The sequence below is a fragment of the Shewanella sp. LC6 genome (genome assembly GCF_006385735.2).
Taxonomy (GTDB): domain Bacteria; phylum Pseudomonadota; class Gammaproteobacteria; order Enterobacterales; family Shewanellaceae; genus Shewanella; species Shewanella xiamenensis.
On record NZ_CP043902.1, the window covers coordinates 2,541,356 to 2,561,176 of the forward strand.

Below are 19,821 nucleotides of genomic sequence, written 5' to 3' on the forward strand. Positions count from 1 at the left end.
GCTCAAATCTAATCAAACTAGCGTTATTCTGAATATTAGGGCTGAATTCATCCTGTCAGTATAACTTTTGATTGTGTCAGGCAAGCGGTGTTTTTCAAGATAGTTGTCACTCTTTGTTTAAATATTAAGCTGCATTTATTACGCCTTCTTCTGGTGCCTTATCTGGGTTGAGTGTTACAGCGCCAACCGCTTCACAATTTCTGATCTCTGTAGACCAACGCATCGGTTTTCTTTCCTTCGCCGCCTCAAGCACTTTCTTGCGCTTCGCTAAAATAGCGCCATCTTGCAGTGCATGACGTTGCCCTGGTGAGACAAAATTTAGCTGGCTGTGTTTATGCTCATCGTTGTACCAGGTTACAAACTTTTCCACCCATTCTCTTGCTGTTGCTAAGCAGCTAAAACCTGATGCCGGCCACTGTGGGCGGTATTTCAACGTTTTAAATAACGACTCTGAAAAGGGGTTGTCATTACTCACCCTCGGCCGACTTAATGATGCCGTAATACCAAGCTCTTCCAGCTTGGCTTTCATGGTCAGTGACTTCATCGGCGCCCCATTATCAGAATGCAGCACTAATGGCGTGTTAAAGCATTGCTCGCGTAACAGACAGCGTTGGATTAGCGCAGCGGCATATTCCCCACTTTCTTGCTCATGAACTTCGTAACCCACTATTTTTCTACTGTAAATATCTTCAAACAGGTACAAATAGTAGAACTGGCCTTTGACGATTGAGGCTAAATAAGTGATGTCCCATGACCACACTTGATTCGGCCCATCTGCCCGATAACTCAACGGTTTGCTTCGATTGACCGCAGCCTGAGTGCGGCCACGATGGTTAAGTTGACCATGAGCATTTAACACTCTGTAGAAGCTGGATTCCGAGGCGATATAAATCCCGTTATCTAATAATGTTGGCACAATTTGCGACGGGGGTAAGCTGGCGTACTCCGTTTGATTACACACGCTTAATATCTGTTGTCGCTCATGTTCTTCGAGTTTATTGGCCGGCTCTGGTCGAGCTGCTGTCGGCCTTAAATCAGCTTGTACTTGACCTTCTCGATACCAACGTCGATAGGTACGCTTACTGAGGCCCGTTTCTGCACAAGCCTTATAAAGGCGAGCACCATTGGTATAGGCCTCTTGGATTAAGGCAATCAATGCTATGCGCTCAGGCAAAGGGGTTAGCTCTCCTCGCTGTCGTCCCCCCAGAGCGCATTGAGCTTTTTTCTGAGCACCAGTAACGCAGCAGCTTCAGCCAGCGCTTTCTCCTTATAGCGCAATTCCCGTTGCAGCGATTTGATTTCGGCTTTGTCAGCCTTAGCCTGCTGTTTAATGGTTTTAGTTTGTACTTCTGAGGTTTGAAAACCAGCTAAACAATCCTGTTTCCACTGCTGTACTTGCTCGCGGAACAAGCCCTTTTCACGGCAATACTGGTTTATCTCCGCTTCCGACAGCGGCGCTGTTTCAATAATCACGGCAAGTTTTGCTTCAGCCGACCAATCATCGGCTGTTAATGTTTTACCTGGCACGGGGCGACCTTCTTTTCTGGCAATATCTCGCCAATGATACAAGGTTTGCACCGCGATGCCTTCTTCCCGAGCGACCTCTGCGACCGTTAAGTTGTGAGGAGGTAATAATTTTTTAAGGATCGCCTCTTTACGTTCTGGTGAATACCGAGCCATATCGTTCTCTTTTGCCGCACCCTGTCTTTAAACATAATGATTATTTAGGGGTGACAACAATCCTGACACAGGGGGCAAGCCTGAAGTTGATATCGTTGTGCCAACTATGGTTGGGGTCAACAAAAAAATCGTCAAAAGCATTTTGTGCCAACAGGTTTGGCACGAAATGGGCACAAATTTAGAAAAACGTCGAATTTTGGGGGACAGCGGTAAATTTGGAGCAAGCAATAGAGGTAAAATCAGGCAGAGCCGAAGGGTGGGGCATGTTTGAATGTTTTTGGAAAAACCTAGAACAGGCTTGAAGATTTTATCTTAGGCACAAATAAAAATTAAGCATCTTGATGGATGATTATATTAAATTAAGGTTTTACAGCGAGTTAAAGCAAGAAATGGTACACCCGAGTGGACTCGAACCACCGACCCCTACCATGTCAAGGTAGTGCTCTAACCAACTGAGCTACGGGTGCACTGTTTGAATTTCAAATTTAGACTCTTTGAAGAGAGTGGTACACCCGAGTGGACTCGAACCACCGACCCCTACCATGTCAAGGTAGTGCTCTAACCAACTGAGCTACGGGTGCATTGTATTAGCTATATCGAAACCGCTAAACGCATCTCGCTTTCGAACGAGCGCTATATTAGGGGGATAGCGAAAGGCTGGCAAGCAAAAAAACGAATTTTATTGTCAAATGGTGAATTGCTGTGCAACTTGCCCAGTGTTTCAGCAAAGTTACTGATAAAACGGCATGTTAGGCTTCAAAGATTGCAAAATTAAAAGAAATTAAACAAAACGGCGAGCTAATGCTCGCCGTTGATTCAGTGAATTATGTCCTATGTCAATGGTGCACGCTGTCGCCTTCAATCAGACTTAAATGTACGCCATGCTTTTGAATATAACGTAGACGGATGAAAAACAGCAGCGCCGCCGAGGTGAGACCTGCAATCAATCCTGCCCAAAAGCCATGGGCGCCCATGGCGGGTACGATAAAGTCGGTATACGCCAAGGTATAACCTAAGGTCATGCCGATTCCCCAATAGGAAAACAGCGTAATATAAAACGCACTGCGGGTATCCTTATATCCACGTAGTGCACCAGCGGCAACCACTTGGACTGAGTCAGATAGTTGATATAGCGCGGCCATCAACATCAAACTGCCCGCAAGTACCACCACTTCAGGATCGCTGTTATATAACTCGGCGATTTGAAAGCGGAATATCACCGTTAAGATTGCCGTCGATAAGGCCAACGATAGTGCCAACCACAATCCGACTTTAGCCACCACGGCAGAAATATCTGCACGATCGCGGCCAAGGTAGTAGCCAATACGAATCGAGACGGCAATACCAATCGACAGTGGCAACATAAATACAATAGCGGAGAAGTTCAACGCTATCTGATGACTTGCCACCACAGTTGCGCCTAATGGCGCCAGCAGCAGGGCGATAATCGCAAACAAACTTACTTCAAAAAATAACGCCATCGCGATTGGCATGCCGAGCTTGGTCATCTTCTTCATGGTGGTAAAATCGGGGCGATGGAATTGGCTAAAGGGCGCCAATGCGGCAAATTTCTTATGAAACTGCATATAAATCGTCATGGCGATCAACATGGCCCAAAATACCAATGCAGTTGCGACACCGCAGCCAGCGCCGCCCATGGCAGGCACGCCGAAGTGACCATAAATAAAGATATAGTTTGCTGGAATATTCACTGCGAGTCCCACAAAACCGATGATCATAGTAGGTAAGGTATATGAAATCCCCTCACTGCAACCGCGCAATACTTGATAGAGCACAAATGCGGGGGCACCCCATAAAATACCGTCGATATATCCTATGGTTAAGTTGTACAATTGGGGTTCTAAATTCATATGGCTGAGTACGAGTGGCGCGGATGCGAGAAACGCCATTACGCCAAGGCCACCAATTAAGGCTAAGTAGGCGCCTTGAAACGCCAACGGTTGAATGGCTTTCTGATTATTTGCGCCATTATGATGGGCAAATAATGGCGTAAACGCCATCAGTAGCCCCTGTACAAATAGAATTGCGGGCAACCAAAGACTGGTTCCCACGGCAACTGCGGCCATATCGACCGCACTGACGCGACCCGCCATTACAGTGTCGATAAACCCCATCATGGTTTGTGTCACTTGGGCGATCAACACTGGAAGTGCGAGTTGAATTAAGCGTTTGGCCTGAAAGCCTGAATGATTCATAAATACAGCCTTTAACGAATAAGCGAGCAAAAAATGTTTACTGGTATAGTTCAAGCCACCTGTGAGGTGGTTGCAATACATAAGAAAGATGGCCTCAATACCCTTGAGGTAGCGTTTAAACCTGATTTGCATGAGGGACTTGCAATTGGCGCAAGTGTGGCAAATAACGGGGTATGTCTGACGGTGACTCAGGTCGTTGATGATAGGGTATTTTTCGATGTAGTGGAAGAGACCTTAAGATTGACTAACTTGGCAAATTTATCCGTTGGGCAGCGCGTTAATATTGAACGCTCTCTGACTTTTGGTAGCGAAATTGGCGGCCATATCCTATCTGGACACATTCATACCAAGGCAAAAGTCAGTCACATTAGTCACACCGAGCAGCATTATGATCTGACCTTAAGCGTCGAGCCTAAATGGATGAATTATATTCTCTATAAAGGCTTTGTTGGGGTAAATGGTTGCAGCCTTACCGTTGGCGAGGTGACCGAGAGTACTTTTATGCTGCACTTGATCCCAGAAACTCTTAAGTTGACCAATTTAGGCCAATGTCAGGTTGGTGATGAGTTAAATATCGAAATTGACAGCCAAACCCAAGCCATCGTCGACACAGTCGAGCGTGTGCTGGCTAAACGTTTTAGCGACCAATATTAATCAACATGCCTAATAAATTTGCTCGTCGTCCGAGTCAATATATAACTCTATAGTTCGGCGGGCATCATCCACATGTAAACGCAGGTGGATGGGGTTACAACAAATTCGGCAGTCATCGTAATAATCCTGATCGCCGCTGCTGGCATCAATACTAATATGTTGATGGTGTCCGCAGTGGGGGCAGGCAATGACTTTATTCATGATCCTCATGGCGCAACTCCTCGCTAACGAAGGGATGACATTTGTCGCTAAGCCTTCATACTGGCTTTGTTTGAGTATACAAGAATGTGCCGTGGCAGCTTAGATAAAGTCGGTATCAAAATCTCATTAACTAGATTTTTCCATTCAGCTCAGCGCTTGGTACTTTTTTCACTAAAATTTTCTAGCGTAAGAACCGTCAAGCATCTGCACCAGTTAAGTTAACTCAATCCTTTACAGTCATCAGTTCGACAGGCGCCGTCGGTAATATGCCTTCCTCTATATTGTCACTAATGGCCTGCGATAGTCGTTCTATCTGTTGCAAAAGCTCGGCATGGATATCGGCCTGTAAGCCAATAGTATCGAATTGTATAATTTGGCTTTGAACCACTATCGGCTCAGGTTGTGTTTTTGGTATGGGGTTAACAGAGATTGGGTTTTGGGCGACTTGGTTAAGTGCAACCGTCAATAGGATACTCGTGAACATACCAACTCCTTTTGCTTCATTATTTACAGCGATGTGACGGCAACGGCATTTGTTATGGCAAATAACAAAGAATCCCGCGGTCATTTAACGCGCATAGCGTAGGGGCGTTAAATGACTGCCACATGAACGATTGACTGCAATATGATGAATTAACGGAAAACTTCGCGGATTGGTTTTAATAAATGCATCGATTTGGGCGTTAAGCCCCGCAATCGGGCCATTTAACTTGCGTGTATTAAAGACGATCCCGTAGAATAACTGCCTGCTACGCAAGGCGGCTAAGACTCCTGTACTGTCTTAACCTCGCGAGCATTACTCTTTTTACTTAATCACCATGTGGCCCTACGTGTGGGTCACCACTGGACAAGGATATTTCATGCCTGTAATTACACTTCCTGATGGTAGCAAACGCGAGTTTGCACATCCCGTATCGACTCTCGATGTTGCCGCTGATATTGGCCCTGGTCTTGCGAAAGCCTGTATCGCTGGTCGCGTGAATGGCGAACTCAAAGACGCTTGCGATCTTATCGAAATCGATGCTGAACTTTCTATTATTACCGCTAAAGACGAAGAAGGTATTGAAATCCTTCGCCATTCTTGTGCGCATTTATTAGGCCATGCAATCAAGCAATTATGGCCACAAACCAAGATGGCGATCGGTCCTGTGATCGATAACGGCTTCTACTACGACATCGATCTTGAGCATAAGCTGACTCAAGAAGATATCGAAGCCCTCGAAAAACGTATGCTTGAACTGGCAAAAACCAACTATGACGTAGTGAAACGCGTTGTAAGCTGGCAAGAAGCCCGTGATACCTTCGCCGCCCGCGGTGAAGAATATAAGATTGCGATTCTGGATGAAAACATTAGCAAAGATGCGACACCTGCTCTGTATCATCACGAAGAATACACCGACATGTGCCGTGGTCCTCACGTGCCAAACATGCGTTTTTGCCAGCATTTTAAATTGATGAGCATTGCCGGCGCCTACTGGCGCGGTAACTCTGAAAACAAGATGCTGCAACGTATTTACGGTACTGCATGGGCTGACAAAAAAGCCCTGAGTACCTATTTAACTCGTCTCGAAGAAGCGGCTAAACGTGACCACCGCAAGATTGGTAAGCAGCTCGATCTTTACCATATGCAAGAAGAAGCACCCGGCATGGTGTTCTGGCATAACGACGGTTGGAGTATCTTCCTCGAGTTAGAAAGATTCATTCGTCGCAAGTTAAATCAATACACTTACCAAGAAGTGAAAGGTCCACTCATGATGGACCGCGTACTGTGGGAGCGTTCTGGTCATTGGGATAAGTACTCAGAAGCCATGTTCACCACCAGCAGTGAAAACCGTGAATATGCGGTTAAGCCAATGAACTGCCCTGGCCACGTACAGATTTTCAACCAAGGTTTGAAATCTTACCGTGACTTGCCATTGCGTATGGCAGAATTTGGTTGCTGTCACCGTAATGAGCCTTCTGGTTCACTACACGGCCTGATGCGCGTACGTGGTTTTACTCAAGACGACGCCCATATTTTCTGTACTGAAGAGCAAGTTCAAGCGGAAGTCAGCTCTTGTATCCAAATGGTATACGATACTTACTCTACCTTCGGTTTTGAAAACATCGTGGTAAAACTATCAACTCGCCCAGAAAAACGTATCGGTGACGATGCGATGTGGGATAGAGCTGAAGAAGCGTTGAAACAAGCCTTACGTGCTAATAATATTGAATTCACTATTTTACCGGGTGAAGGTGCCTTCTACGGTCCTAAGATTGAGTTCACACTGCACGACTGTTTAGACCGTGCATGGCAGTGCGGAACAGTGCAACTTGACTACGCATTACCAAGCCGTTTAGGTGCAACTTATGTGGCGGAAGATAATAGCCGTCAAACGCCTGTGATGATCCATCGTGCAATTTTAGGTTCGTTGGAGCGTTTCTTAGGTATTCTAATTGAAGAATATGCTGGTCGGTTCCCAACATGGTTAGCGCCAATGCAAGTTGTCGTGATGAATATCACCGACAAACAGGCTGATTATGTTGAAGAAGTGGTCAAATTCTTCAAAGAACAAGGTATTCGTGCCTCATTTGACTTGAGGAATGAGAAAATAGGCTTTAAAATACGCGAACACACCTTAAGGCGTGTCCCTTATTTATTGGTCGTTGGCGATCAAGAGATGGAAAATAAGGAAGTCGCGGTGCGTACTCGTGATGGCGTTGATTTAGGTAAGATGCGAATTGAAGATTTCGCCGCTAAAATCCATCAACAGATTTCGCTCCGTAGTCTCAAATTGTTGGAGGAATAGGTCATAAAGATCAAGAAAACAGCAGGGCGTCAGCTGGCCCCTAATAGAATCAATGAAGAAATCACAGGTGTACCAGAAGTACGCTTAACCGGCATTGATGGTGAAGCTATTGGTGTGGTGAGCATCAGAGATGCTCAGAATTTGGCAGATGAAGCAGGTGTAGACCTAGTTGAAATTAGTCCAAATGCTGAACCTCCAGTATGTCGCATTATGGACTACGGTAAGTTCCTGTTTGATAAGGCTAAGTCAGCCAAGGAACAAAAGAAGAAGCAAAAGCAGGTTCAGGTTAAGGAAATTAAATTCCGTCCTGGAACTGACGAAAACGACTATCAGGTAAAACTACGCAACCTGATACGTTTTCTGGAAGACGGGGACAAAGCGAAAATTACGCTGCGTTTCCGAGGTCGCGAAATGGCCCACCAAAATCTTGGTATGGATCTGTTGAACCGTATTAAGACTGATTTGGATGAGTATGCGGTTGTTGAATCCTTCCCGAAAATGGAAGGCCGACAAGCCATCATGGTGCTAGCGCCTAAAAAGAAATAAGTAGGGCAACCTATAAAAGTAGCGAAGGCTATATGCCTTCGCTCGCCTTGCTTTTTATTTAACATCCCAATGCGGAGTTTTAGTAATGCCTAAAATGAAAACCGACAGAGGTGTAGCGAAGCGTTTTAAGAAAACCGCTAATGGTTTCAAGCGCAAGCAAGCCCATTTACGTCACATTCTGACCAAAAAGAGCACTAAGCGTAAGCGTCACTTACGTAACAAGTGTTTAGTTGCCAAAGTTGACGTTCCAGCAATCGCGCGTCAATTACCATACGCTTAATTTAGGAGATTAGAAAATGCCAAGAGTTAAGCGTGGTGTAACCGCACGTGCTCGTCACAAGAAAGTTTTAAAATTAGCTAAAGGTTATTATGGCGCTCGTAGCCGTACTTACCGCGTTGCTGTTCAAGCAGTAACTAAAGCTGGTCAATATGCTTACCGTGACCGTCGTCAGAAAAAACGTCAATTCCGCCAACTGTGGATTGCACGTATTAATGCTGCAGCTCGTCAAAATGGTCTGTCTTACAGCCGTTTCATCAACGGTCTGAAAAAGGCGTCTATCGAAATCGATCGTAAGATTTTGGCTGACATCGCTGTATTTGACAAAGTTGTATTCGCAACTTTAGTTGAAAAAGCAAAAGAAGCGTTAAACTAAGCAATTAGTTTGTCGCACTTAAGAGGGGACCATTTGGTCCCTTTTTTTGTTGCTGTTTTTTAGCCACAACATGCAGATAAAAAATAGCAGGCTAAGGTAGTTAACCTATGCCTGCTATTATTTGAGTCTAGATAAGACCTACAGTAGATTATTTCTTCGCGTCTAAGTAACGCTCGGCATCTAATGCTGCCATACAACCTGTACCCGCAGAGGTAATCGCTTGACGGTAATGTTGATCCATCACATCTCCTGCGGCAAACACACCTTCTATACTGGTTTGCGTGGCGTTACCTTGAAGACCACTTTGCACCTTCAAATAGCCGTTGTTCATCTCTAATTGGCCTTCGAAAATGCCTGTGTTTGGGCTGTGACCAATGGCCACGAACACACCGGCAACGGCTAGATCAGTGATAGAACCGTCTTTGGTGCTCTTCATTTTTAGACCTGTTACACCCATTGCATCACCAACCACTTCTTCCATGGTTTGGTCGAGATGCAGGATAATGTTGCCATTGGCGACTTTATCCATTAAACGGTCGATAAGAATTTTTTCTGAGCGGAAGGTGTCGCGACGGTGAATTAAGTGCACTTCGGCGGCGATATTGCTTAGGTATAGTGCTTCTTCAACGGCTGTGTTACCACCACCAATCACTGCAACTTTTTGATTACGATAGAAGAAACCATCACAGGTTGCACAGGCCGATACGCCGCGTCCTTTGAACGCCTCTTCAGACTCAAGTCCTAAGTAACGGGCAGAGGCACCAGTGGCGATGATTAGCGCATCACAGGTATATTCGCCGTTATCGCCTTTTAAACGGAAAGGACGTTCAGTTAGCGTCACTTCATTAATATGATCGAACAGAATTTCAGTATCAAATTTTTCCGCATGCTTTTGCATACGTTCCATTAATGCTGGACCCGTTAAGTCTTCTGCATCACCTGGCCAGTTTTCAACTTCAGTCGTGGTCGTTAACTGACCACCTTGCTGCATACCTGTGATCATCACAGGCTTTAAGTTTGCGCGCGCAGCATAAACTGCGGCCGTGTATCCTGCGGGACCTGAACCTAAAATCAATAGGTTACTATGTCTGACTTGGCTCATTTTTCTCTCCGTGCTTTTAGCAAATTGCATGGATTGTAGGGAATTTACCTGTAGGGGTAAAGCGATGTTTGGTGATTCTTTTAGATTATGCTAATCGAATCCTAAGGCAAATTGTCAGCCTGAGTTTACTAAGGCTATGGCTTAAAACCGGCGTGAGTGAAGATAATTGTGATCTGCATAAAAAATCGGCCTCAACAGAGTGAGGCCGAACAAAGCAGAGTAGGTCCGTGTGAACCTAGGCTCTCATATGATTAGGCTAATAAACTTGCTGGCGCTGTGTACTCAAGATTTAATGCTTGAGCCACTTCTTTACAAACCAGTTTGCCGTGCATTACGTTCAAACCGTTTAGTAAGTGCTTGTCTTGTAACAGGGCGGCTTTATAACCTAAGTTAGCTAACTTAAGGATATAAGGCAGAGTTGCGTTATTGAGAGCGAAGGTTGATGTACGGGCTACTGCGCCTGGCATGTTCGCTACACAGTAGTGCACAACATCATCAACGATATAAGTTGGATCTTGGTGAGTCGTTGCATGGGAGGTTTCCACGCAACCGCCTTGGTCGATAGCAACGTCTACGATAGCACTGCCTGGTTTCATACGAGAAATCATGCTACGTGTCACCAGTTTAGGTGCCGCAGCACCAGGAATTAATACGCCACCAATGACTAAGTCAGCTTCTAATACATGGCGCTCAATCGCATCGGCAGTCGAGTAAACCGCTTTAACTGCAGAACCAAATTGCATGTTTAAGCGACGTAGTGCATCGATGCTACGATCAAGCACAACTACATCTGCGCCCATACCGACAGCCATTTGCGCTGCATTAGTACCGACCATGCCACCGCCAATGATCACAACTTTAGCTGGCTCAACACCGGGTACACCACCTAATAACATACCACGACCACCAGAAGATTTTTCCAGCGCCATCGCACCCGCTTGGATAGACATGCGGCCAGCCACTTCTGACATCGGGGCTAACAGCGGTAAGCCACCACGGTCATCGGTCACAGTTTCGTAAGCGATACATACGGCACCACTTTTAATTAAATCTTCAGTTTGTGGTAAATCCGGTGCTAAATGCAGATAAGTGAATAAAATCTGGTCATGACGCAGCATGGCGCGTTCAACTGCCTGAGGCTCTTTTACCTTTACAATCATCTCTGCTTTAGCAAAGACTTCAGCAGCAGTTGCTAATATTTTTGCGCCTGCATCAATATAATCCTGATCAGTAAAACCAATTCCCGTGCCGGCATTCGTTTCTACAAACACTTCATGACCTTTGATTGTCAATTCGCGAACGCTTGAAGGAACCATACCGACACGATACTCGTGGTTTTTAATTTCCTTTGGTACACCAATAATCATTTTTGAGCCTCAATTGCCTGAAAAACCCACTTTTAATGGGCATAATTGTTATTTTATCGTGACCTGAACGTGATTAATTCAGGGATATCTAGTATAGTATCGGCGACGCAGTTTATGCTGCTGAACTTTAGACATACGTAGAATAAAATGTTGTTTTAGTGATAAAGCAAGGTTAAATAAATGGCATATAATAAAAAGAGTCCTGTAAAAGACTTGGATCGCATCGATCGCAACATTCTTAATGAATTACAAATTGATGGACGCATTTCAAATGTGGAACTATCTAAAAGAGTGGGATTAAGTCCTACTCCGTGTTTAGAAAGAGTGAAACGACTCGAAAAGCAAGGATATATCAATGGCTATACTGCTTTGGTGAATCCTCATTTCTTGGGTGCATCCCTACTGGTATTCGTGGAAATCACATTAAGCCGTGATACTCCCGAAGTATTTGATAAGTTTAATCGCGCTGTGCAACTGTTGGATGATATTCAAGAATGTCATCTCGTTTCTGGTGACTTTGACTACTTATTAAAAACACGTGTTTCTGATATGTCGGCTTATCGCCGCCTATTGGGCGAAACTTTACTGAAATTACCTTCTGTTTCTGATACCCGTACCTACGTGGTGATGGAAGAAGTTAAACATACTAGTCGTGTTGCGATAAACCAACTGCTCTGCGATATTTAATACCCTGAAACGGTTACAATAAGGGGCCTAGGCCCCTTATTTATTCCAGTGTAAGCCTTTTAAAACCACACTTATAACCTTGCTTTTGCCCTTAAGTTAGCCAGCTTAGGGGCATATTTTTATCTGGCATTTGTCTTCAACAATGTAGCCTAAATTGATTGCGGAATAATCAGTTAATGGTCAAAGTCCTAGCTTTTATGAGCCAAGAGCGTTTTTTTAGCTTATAGCAGTAATTCTTAGGAGAAAAACCGCCTAAGATGCTCCACATTTAATGGGATTCTGGTATCGTTAGCCCACCTGTTTCAATTTTATGGATTAAGTCGTTTGTCTCAAGGAAATAGTGTACGCACGCTCTCAGGCTTGCAGCGTCTGCTCGAAGGCGGACTCATCATTTGCTGTGTTGTAGCCACTTATATTTTGCTCGCTTTAGCCAGTTTCAGTCCCTCAGATCCGGGTTGGAGTCAGTCTCATTTTCAAGGTGATATCAATAACTGGACAGGGGCTGTTGGTGCTTGGATCGCCGATATTCTGCTGTATTTTTTTGGCGTGACAGCCTATATCATGCCAATTATTGTCGCCTCTACTGGTTGGCTGCTTTTTAAGCGGGCCCATGATTTGTTGGAAATCGACTACTTTTCGGTTGCATTGCGGATCATTGGTTTTCTGCTACTTATTCTTGGTTTTTCGGCATTAGCCAGCATGAACGCCAATAATATCTATGAGTTTTCCGCAGGCGGTGTAGCTGGTGATGTCATTGGCCAAGCGATGCTGCCATATTTTAATAAGTTAGGCACAACCTTATTGCTATTGTGCTGTTTAGGCTCGGGTTTTACGCTATTAACAGGGATCAGTTGGCTGACTGTGGTTGAAAAGGTCGGCTTTGTCTCAATCTGGTGCTACAAACAACTCAAACGTTTACCTCAGTCGTTAAAGCGTGAGCGAGAAACGGAAGATACTCGCGGTTTTATGTCTGTTGTGGATAAATTCCGCGAGCGTCGTGATTCGCAGCATGTGCTTGATAAAGCTAAAATACGTCAACCAGATACAACACAAAGTCGCGTGATCCATACACGGGCTTTACCAGAAGAGCCCCGTGAAGAATTCATCACTGAAGCCAGTAGTGGTAAAGGTAAGTTATCTTCTTTGGTTAAAATTTTAAGTTTAAACAACAATAAAGCAAAAGCTGAACCTAAAGGCCAGCAACGCGTTGAGCCGCAACTTGATCCTGTTAGCGCGGTGGCTGAATATGGTCATTTTGAAGCGCCACCTTGGGTAGCTAAAGCGCAAGATGCTGATTTGGAAGAAGATGAAACCGATAACGGTTTCAACGCTCAGGTTTTCGACGACGATGAGGATGAACCAGTATTGCATCGCGAAGCTATCATTGATGAAGATGATGACATCTTAACGTTCAATGATGACGATGTGATCGATTTTGATACCAAAGCATCTACGGGGGCAGTGACTCAAGCGCAGCGCCAAAAGCAAGCTCCTAAGGCTAAGATTGTCGATGGCATTGTCGTATTACCCGGCCAAGAAGATAAACCTGTGCCGACTAAGCCTATGGATCCGTTGCCAAGCATCAGTTTGCTCGATGTGCCTGATCGCAAAAAGAACCCGATTAGTCCCGAAGAGTTAGAACATGTGGCACGTTTGGTTGAAGCTAAGCTTGCCGACTTTAATATTGTTGCCACTGTTGTGGGGGTCTATCCAGGTCCGGTGATCACTCGTTTTGAGCTTGAACTTGCGCCAGGTATTAAAGCCTCTAAGATTTCAAACCTTGCAAATGACTTAGCCCGTTCACTGCTGGCAGAGCGTGTGCGAGTCGTTGAAGTGATCCCAGGGAAATCTTACGTTGGCCTCGAACTGCCAAACAAGTTTCGCGAAACAGTGTATATGCGTGATGTACTCGACTGTGAAGCCTTTACTCAGAGCAAATCGAATTTAACTATGGTGCTTGGCCAAGATATCTCCGGTGAGCCTGTGGTGGTTGACTTAGGTAAAATGCCGCACTTATTGGTTGCTGGTACGACAGGCTCGGGTAAATCAGTCGGGGTGAACGTGATGATCACCAGCTTGCTGTATAAGTCTGGTCCTGAAGATGTTCGCTTTATCATGATTGACCCGAAAATGCTTGAGCTCTCGGTTTATGAAGGTATCCCGCATTTACTCTGTGAAGTCGTTACCGACATGAAAGAAGCGGCCAATGCGCTGCGTTGGTGTGTGGGTGAGATGGAGCGCCGCTACAAGCTAATGTCTATGATGGGCGTTCGTAACATCAAGGGCTATAACGCGAAAATCGCTGAAGCTAAAGCCAATGGTGAAGTGATTTATGATCCTATGTGGAAATCGTCTGACAGCATGGAGCCAGAGGCACCAGCCTTAGATAAACTGCCTTCGATTGTGGTGGTTGTCGATGAATTTGCCGACATGATGATGATTGTCGGTAAGAAAGTGGAAGAACTGATCGCCCGTATCGCCCAAAAAGCCCGTGCTGCGGGTATCCATTTAATCCTCGCGACCCAGCGTCCGTCGGTGGATGTGATCACCGGCTTAATCAAGGCTAACATTCCGACGCGGATGGCGTTCCAAGTGTCTTCCCGTATCGACTCCCGTACCATTTTAGATCAGCAAGGTGCCGAAACCTTACTCGGTATGGGTGACATGTTGTACTTACCGCCCGGAACTGCAGTGCCAAATCGTGTCCATGGTGCCTTTATCGATGACCATGAAGTTCACCGTGTGGTAGCCGATTGGTGCGCCCGTGGTAAGCCACAATACATTGATGAGATCCTCAATGGCGTCAGTGAGGGTGAACAAGTGCTATTGCCGGGTGAAACCGCCGAATCCGATGAAGAATACGATCCGCTTTATGATGAAGCCGTTGCCTTCGTGACCGAAACTCGCCGAGGTTCGATTTCGAGCGTGCAGCGTAAATTTAAGATTGGTTATAACCGTGCTGCGCGTATTATCGAACAAATGGAAATGCAGGGCGTGGTGTCGGCGCAGGGCCATAACGGTAACCGCGAAGTGTTAGCGCCTCCGGCCCCAAAACACTATTAATGTTAAGCTAGATGTCAGTTTGAACTCGCCATAATGCGGCGAGTTCAACTTTTAGTCCAAAGGATACCTATGAAAAAACTGTTGTGTGCTGTGTTGTTATCACCATTGTTATACAGCAATGCAGTGTTGGCCGATGATGCTAAGCAATTACGCGAAACCTTAAACGGCACGGAGTCCCTTAAGGCGGATTTTAAGCAAACCGTTACTGATGTGAATAAAAAAGTTATCCAAAGCGGGGCTGGCGTATTTGCACTTGCTCACCCTAATCAGTTTTATTGGCATTTAACTGCGCCCGATGAGTCTAAAATTGTCGCTGACGGTAAAGACTTATGGATCTACAACCCCTTTGCCGAGGAAGTTGTGATTATGGATTTTGCTGAAGCTATTAATGCATCGCCTATCGCTTTATTAGTTCACCGCGATGATGCCACTTGGTCGCAATATAGCGTGACCAAGAAGCAAGACTGTTATGAAATCAAACCTAAGTCGATGGACGCTGGTATTTCTGCGGTTAATGTGTGTTTTAACAAAGGCACACTGAATAAATTTAATGTACTCGATGATAAAGGCAATCTGAGCCAGTTTGACTTAAGCAACCAACACACGATTAGTTCTGCGGATAAAGCGCTGTTTAAGTTTGTGTTGCCTGATAACGTTGATGTTGATGACCAACGTATTAGAACCCGATAGGTTTACGCGTGAGCAGTTTATCGTTTAATTTTGCGCCTGATTTTCGTCCTTTGGCCGCGCGTATGCGGCCAAGGACGATTGCCGAGTATATAGGTCAAGCCCATTTGTTAGGTGAGGGCCAACCACTGCGCCAAGCATTAGAAGCGGGCCGCGCCCATTCGATGATGTTATGGGGACCGCCTGGTACTGGTAAAACGACCCTTGCCGAACTTATCGCCCATTACTCCAATGCCCATGTCGAACGTATTTCGGCGGTCACGTCGGGTGTAAAAGATATTCGCGCCGCCATTGAGCAAGCGCAAGCGATTGCTCATTCCCGTGGCCAACGTACCTTGTTATTTGTTGATGAAGTGCATCGCTTTAATAAGAGTCAACAGGACGCCTTTTTGCCCTTTATTGAAGATGGCACTGTGATTTTTATTGGGGCGACCACGGAAAACCCTTCATTTGAAATCAATAATGCCTTACTGTCGCGGGCGCGAGTCTATCTTATCAAGCGCTTAAGCCATGACGAGATAGTGCATATTATCACCCAAGCCTTAACGGACACCGAACGCGGCTTGGGGCAACGACAGTTAATTATGCCAATTGATGTGCTCAGTAAGCTGGCGCAGTTATGTGATGGCGATGCGCGTAAGGCGCTGAACCTGCTTGAGTTGATGAGCGATATGGTGGCCGATGGTGGCAGTTTTACCACTGAAATGCTGGTACAAGTCGCCGGTCATCAAGTGGCGGGGTTCGATAAAAATGGCGATCAGTTTTACGATTTGATTTCAGCGGTACATAAATCGATTCGTGGCTCGGCGCCCGATGCGGCGCTGTACTGGTTTTGCCGCATTTTAGAAGGCGGCGGCGATCCGCTGTATGTCGCCAGACGTTTATTAGCTATAGCCTCAGAAGATGTGGGCAACGCGGATCCCGCTGCGATGACCATTGCGCTCAATGCCTGGGATTGTTTTCACCGCGTAGGTCCTGCCGAAGGTGAGCGGGCGATTGCCCAAGCGATTGTGTATTTAGCCAGTGCGCCTAAAAGTAATGCCGTGTATACAGCCTTTAAAGCGGCGAGGGCGCTGGCGCGCGAAACGGGCCAAGAGGCCGTGCCTTATCATTTACGTAATGCACCCACAAAACTCATGGCGGAAATGGGTTTTGGCGCCGAGTATCGTTATGCCCACGATGAACCCAATGCCTATGCCAGCGGCGAGAATTATTTCCCCGAATCCTTACAAGCATCGCAATTTTATTTCCCGACTGAACGCGGATTTGAGAAGCGGATTAAGGACAAATTGGCGCAATTAGCGCAATTAGATCAAGCCAGTGGGAGAAAAAGGTATGAATAATCTCATACTTGTGGCCTTAGGTGGTTCCATTGGTGCGGTTTTTCGCTATCTTATTTCAATATTCATGATCCAAGTATTTGGCAGCAGTTTTCCTTTTGGTACACTGTTGGTCAATGTCCTTGGTTCATTTTTAATGGGCGTCATTTACGCACTGGGACAATTGAGTCATATCAGCCCAGAACTCAAAGCACTCATTGGTGTTGGCCTGTTAGGTGCTTTGACAACGTTTTCAACCTTCTCAAACGAAACTTTATTGCTGATGCAAGAAGGAGATTGGTTGAAGGCGGCTTTGAATGTGGTGTTGAACCTAAGTCTATGTTTGTTTATGGTTTACTTAGGTCAACAACTGGTTTTTTCTCGCATTTAACTATTAAGAATATATCACATGTTAGATCCTAAATTTTTGCGCAACGAATTAGCAGTGACCGCTGAGCGATTAGCTACCCGTGGTTTTATTTTAGATGTCGCTCATCTCACCCAATTAGAAGAAAAACGTAAGTCACTGCAAGTGGCAACGGAAGAGCTGCAAGCCTCGCGTAATGCTATTTCCAAGTCCATCGGACAAGCTAAATCCCGCGGCGAAGATGTCGATGCCATCATGGCGCAGGTAGGCGATTTAGGTGCGCAATTAGATGCGAAGAAAGTCGAGCTGGCCGCGGTACTTGAAGAAGTGAACGCGATTGCTATGTCGATGCCAAACCTGCCAGATGAGTCTGCGCCTATCGGTGCTGACGAGACTGAAAACGTCGAAATCCGTCGTTGGGGCACGCCACGTAGCTTCGATTTCCCTGTTAAAGATCATATCGATTTAGGTGAAGGCCTAAACGGTTTAGATTTTAAGAGCGCAGTGAAAATCACTGGCTCACGCTTTATCGTGATGAAAGGCCAAATTGCCCGTTTAAATCGTGCATTAGGGCAGTTCATGCTAGATCTACACACCACTGAGCATGGTTATACCGAAGCCTACGTGCCATTACTGGTTAACGAAGCAAGCTTATTGGGTACAGGCCAATTACCCAAGTTTGGTGAGGATTTATTCCACACAAAACCTGCGACCGAAGAAGGCCAAGGCTTAAGCCTTATTCCAACCGCAGAAGTGCCATTAACCAACTTAGTGCGTGATACCATCGTTGATGAAGATGAGTTACCCATTAAATTAACCGCACATACCGCGTGTTTCCGTAGTGAAGCAGGGTCTTACGGTAAAGATACCCGTGGCTTAATTCGTCAACATCAGTTTGATAAAGTGGAATTAGTACAGCTAGTTAAGCCAGAAGATTCAATGGCTGCACTCGAAGTGTTGACTGGCCATGCGGAAACGGTTTTACAACGTTTAGGCTTACCATATCGTACAGTGGTGCTTTGTACCGGTGATATGGGCTTTGGCTCAAGCAAGACCTACGATATTGAAGTGTGGTTACCTGGGCAAAACACTTACCGTGAGATCTCTTCATGCTCAAATATGAAGGATTTCCAAGCGCGCCGTATGCAAGCCCGTTACCGTGTTAAGGCTGATAACAAACCCGCATTATTACATACCTTAAATGGCTCTGGTCTTGCGGTAGGTCGTACCTTAGTTGCGATTTTGGAAAACTATCAAAATGCTGATGGTAGCGTGACTATCCCTGAGGCGCTGCGTCCATACATGGGCGGACTCACACAGATCGGTTAATTGACATAACACAATACCATGGATAAAGGTCAACGCTATCTTCGTTGGCTTTCCTATACTGCGGTCATCGCCATATTTTGCGCTGTGATGCTCGCAACCTTAGGTAAAGCTGTTTGGGTTGTGTTAGAAAACGTCAATTAGCACGACTCAATGTTAAGACTCAAAATGAAAAGGGATATCTGTAATAGATATCCCTTCTTTTTGATTTTATTACATAATTACTTTGAATATTGATACGCTGAATCAGCCTTCCACGTTCTAAAGCGCAGTTCTGCACCCTCGGGTAGATAAAACACCTTTGGTAAACGACTGTCATAACGCAGTGTTAATTCACTTGGGATCCTCAGAAATGCTTCTTTTTTGACTAATTCAAAACAGGCCATCATAGTGCTTGGGCCTTCTGATATTTCATCGACCTGATAGTAGTTATAACCCCAACCTTCAACGGTGAGCTCTTTAAGCTGACCATTGAGTCCATGTTTATTGCAATCAACAAGTTGAGTTTGGCCTATTTGAATCTCGACCATGTAGTCTGCTTCATTCTCAAGCTTAGGTAATGTCAAAATATGTTGAACCATGCCTTTCTTGGGGGCTGGGAACATTTTAACGGCTTCCCCTGGAGCATAATTATTGGTGTTCATACGAGAAACATTAATCATTGGGGCATTAAGTCCTGTTGGATGAGGCGGACTGACAGCACTGGCATTAAAAGAAAGTAACGTAAAGGCCAGTGGTACTACCGCAAGATGACGCAATTGAGTTAATTTCATACATTTCTCCTTAAGACTCAAAAATAGGTTGCTAGGATAATGGAACAACCATTCTACGGTACCTATAAACGGCTTACTTGCAAGAAAGGGTTATTTATGCAGAAAAATTTACGCCCATGACTCATTTTCCTTAAGATCTTTATCTAGCATTCGGCTATAAAATCAATGAATTTTAGAGAGTTGAACTGTGTTTTTGAAAAATGGCGCATTCATAGAAAATTTTATAGTCTCGATGCTGTGGTTTGTTTGAGCTTAAAAACTGTTTAAAAAATAATACCACTTAGCAGACCGATAGCCATCAACTACTTACGATGTTCTTAATCCGAACGTCATTTTATCCCCAATGTTAAATTTATTGAGATAATTAGAGGCTTATTTAATTAAATCAGCC

At 45.2% G+C, this 19,821-nt stretch carries 18 protein-coding genes and 2 tRNA genes; 11 read left to right on the forward strand and 9 right to left on the reverse strand.

Annotated elements, in window-relative coordinates:
* Positions 1 to 124: 124 nt before the first annotated feature.
* The 4 genes from FJD32_RS11555 to FJD32_RS11570 form a co-directional block, all read right to left on the reverse strand.
* Positions 125 to 1,680, reverse strand: a protein-coding gene (locus FJD32_RS11555) for an IS3-like element ISSpu6 family transposase (protein WP_086022278.1) whose coding sequence is annotated in 2 segments (ribosomal slippage) — positions 125 to 1,218 and positions 1,218 to 1,680 — 1,557 coding nt in all. Because the reading frame shifts where the segments join, the coding sequence is not laid out codon by codon here.
* 390 nt (positions 1,681 to 2,070) lie between these two features.
* Positions 2,071 to 2,147, reverse strand: a tRNA-Val gene (locus FJD32_RS11560).
* 37 nt (positions 2,148 to 2,184) lie between these two features.
* Positions 2,185 to 2,261: transfer RNA gene (locus tag FJD32_RS11565), tRNA-Val, on the reverse strand.
* Between the two features lie 255 nt (positions 2,262 to 2,516).
* Complete coding sequence (locus FJD32_RS11570) at positions 2,517 to 3,896, reverse strand: MATE family efflux transporter (RefSeq protein ID WP_037427637.1); 1,380 nt, start codon at positions 3,894 to 3,896, stop codon at positions 2,517 to 2,519.
* A gap of 33 nt (positions 3,897 to 3,929) precedes the next feature.
* Here FJD32_RS11570 and FJD32_RS11575 point away from each other — a divergent pair, with 33 nt between their 5' ends.
* Positions 3,930 to 4,550, forward strand: a complete 621-nt coding sequence (locus FJD32_RS11575; protein WP_140906883.1) for a riboflavin synthase subunit alpha — start codon at positions 3,930 to 3,932, stop codon at positions 4,548 to 4,550.
* A gap of 9 nt (positions 4,551 to 4,559) precedes the next feature.
* Here FJD32_RS11575 and FJD32_RS11580 read toward each other — a convergent pair whose 3' ends face one another.
* Both FJD32_RS11580 and FJD32_RS11585 read right to left on the reverse strand, forming a co-directional pair.
* Complete coding sequence (locus FJD32_RS11580; protein WP_011622722.1) at positions 4,560 to 4,760, reverse strand: CPXCG motif-containing cysteine-rich protein; 201 nt, start codon at positions 4,758 to 4,760, stop codon at positions 4,560 to 4,562.
* 214 nt (positions 4,761 to 4,974) lie between these two features.
* On the reverse strand, positions 4,975 to 5,235 hold the full coding sequence (locus FJD32_RS11585) for a hypothetical protein (protein ID WP_240199950.1): 261 nt from the start codon (positions 5,233 to 5,235) through the stop codon (positions 4,975 to 4,977).
* Between the two features lie 376 nt (positions 5,236 to 5,611).
* Between FJD32_RS11585 and thrS the strand changes: the two genes are divergently transcribed.
* From thrS to rplT, 4 genes are all read left to right on the forward strand, one after another.
* A complete protein-coding gene (gene thrS, locus FJD32_RS11590) occupies positions 5,612 to 7,540 on the forward strand; it encodes a threonine--tRNA ligase (RefSeq protein WP_037418422.1) in 1,929 nt (642 codons plus the stop codon).
* 3 nt (positions 7,541 to 7,543) lie between these two features.
* Positions 7,544 to 8,086 (forward strand): translation initiation factor IF-3, encoded by a 543-nt coding sequence (infC, locus tag FJD32_RS11595; protein ID WP_011072302.1) that lies wholly within the window; start codon positions 7,544 to 7,546, stop codon positions 8,084 to 8,086.
* Positions 8,087 to 8,171: 85 nt separating this feature from the next.
* Positions 8,172 to 8,366, forward strand: coding sequence for a 50S ribosomal protein L35 (rpmI, locus tag FJD32_RS11600; RefSeq protein ID WP_011072303.1), 195 nt, complete (start codon positions 8,172 to 8,174; stop codon positions 8,364 to 8,366).
* 16 nt (positions 8,367 to 8,382) lie between these two features.
* Positions 8,383 to 8,739 (forward strand): 50S ribosomal protein L20, encoded by a 357-nt coding sequence (gene rplT / locus FJD32_RS11605; protein WP_006081652.1) that lies wholly within the window; start codon positions 8,383 to 8,385, stop codon positions 8,737 to 8,739.
* A gap of 148 nt (positions 8,740 to 8,887) precedes the next feature.
* Here rplT and trxB read toward each other — a convergent pair whose 3' ends face one another.
* Positions 8,888 to 9,841: a thioredoxin-disulfide reductase gene (gene trxB, locus FJD32_RS11610; RefSeq protein WP_011622726.1), complete on the reverse strand. Its 954-nt coding sequence runs from the start codon at positions 9,839 to 9,841 to the stop codon at positions 8,888 to 8,890.
* A gap of 251 nt (positions 9,842 to 10,092) precedes the next feature.
* Entirely contained in the window at positions 10,093 to 11,208 is a 1,116-nt protein-coding gene (ald, locus tag FJD32_RS11615) for an alanine dehydrogenase (protein WP_037418428.1), read from the reverse strand.
* Between the two features lie 180 nt (positions 11,209 to 11,388).
* Here ald and lrp point away from each other — a divergent pair, with 180 nt between their 5' ends.
* The 6 genes from lrp to serS all read left to right on the forward strand — a co-directional run bounded on the left by lrp (position 11,389) and on the right by serS (position 18,660).
* Complete coding sequence (gene lrp / locus FJD32_RS11620; protein ID WP_037418431.1) at positions 11,389 to 11,895, forward strand: leucine-responsive transcriptional regulator Lrp; 507 nt, start codon at positions 11,389 to 11,391, stop codon at positions 11,893 to 11,895.
* Positions 11,896 to 12,219: 324 nt separating this feature from the next.
* Complete coding sequence (locus FJD32_RS11625) at positions 12,220 to 14,958, forward strand: DNA translocase FtsK 4TM domain-containing protein (protein ID WP_037427635.1); 2,739 nt, start codon at positions 12,220 to 12,222, stop codon at positions 14,956 to 14,958.
* A gap of 69 nt (positions 14,959 to 15,027) precedes the next feature.
* The gene (lolA, locus tag FJD32_RS11630) at positions 15,028 to 15,648 is read left to right on the forward strand and encodes an outer membrane lipoprotein chaperone LolA (RefSeq protein ID WP_055647644.1); all 621 of its coding nucleotides are present in this window, start codon (positions 15,028 to 15,030) and stop codon (positions 15,646 to 15,648) included.
* 8 nt (positions 15,649 to 15,656) lie between these two features.
* On the forward strand, positions 15,657 to 16,988 hold the full coding sequence (locus FJD32_RS11635; protein WP_140906884.1) for a replication-associated recombination protein A: 1,332 nt from the start codon (positions 15,657 to 15,659) through the stop codon (positions 16,986 to 16,988).
* Positions 16,981 to 17,355, forward strand: coding sequence for a fluoride efflux transporter CrcB (crcB, locus tag FJD32_RS11640; protein ID WP_037418443.1), 375 nt, complete (start codon positions 16,981 to 16,983; stop codon positions 17,353 to 17,355). Before FJD32_RS11635 ends, crcB begins: the two co-directional genes overlap by 8 nt.
* Before the next feature lie 18 nt (positions 17,356 to 17,373).
* Positions 17,374 to 18,660 (forward strand): serine--tRNA ligase, encoded by a 1,287-nt coding sequence (serS, locus tag FJD32_RS11645; protein WP_037418445.1) that lies wholly within the window; start codon positions 17,374 to 17,376, stop codon positions 18,658 to 18,660.
* 218 nt (positions 18,661 to 18,878) lie between these two features.
* Here the strand turns inward: serS and eco are convergent, their stop codons facing one another.
* Entirely contained in the window at positions 18,879 to 19,430 is a 552-nt protein-coding gene (gene eco / locus FJD32_RS11650; RefSeq protein WP_140906885.1) for a serine protease inhibitor ecotin, read from the reverse strand.
* Positions 19,431 to 19,821 lie beyond the last annotated feature (391 nt).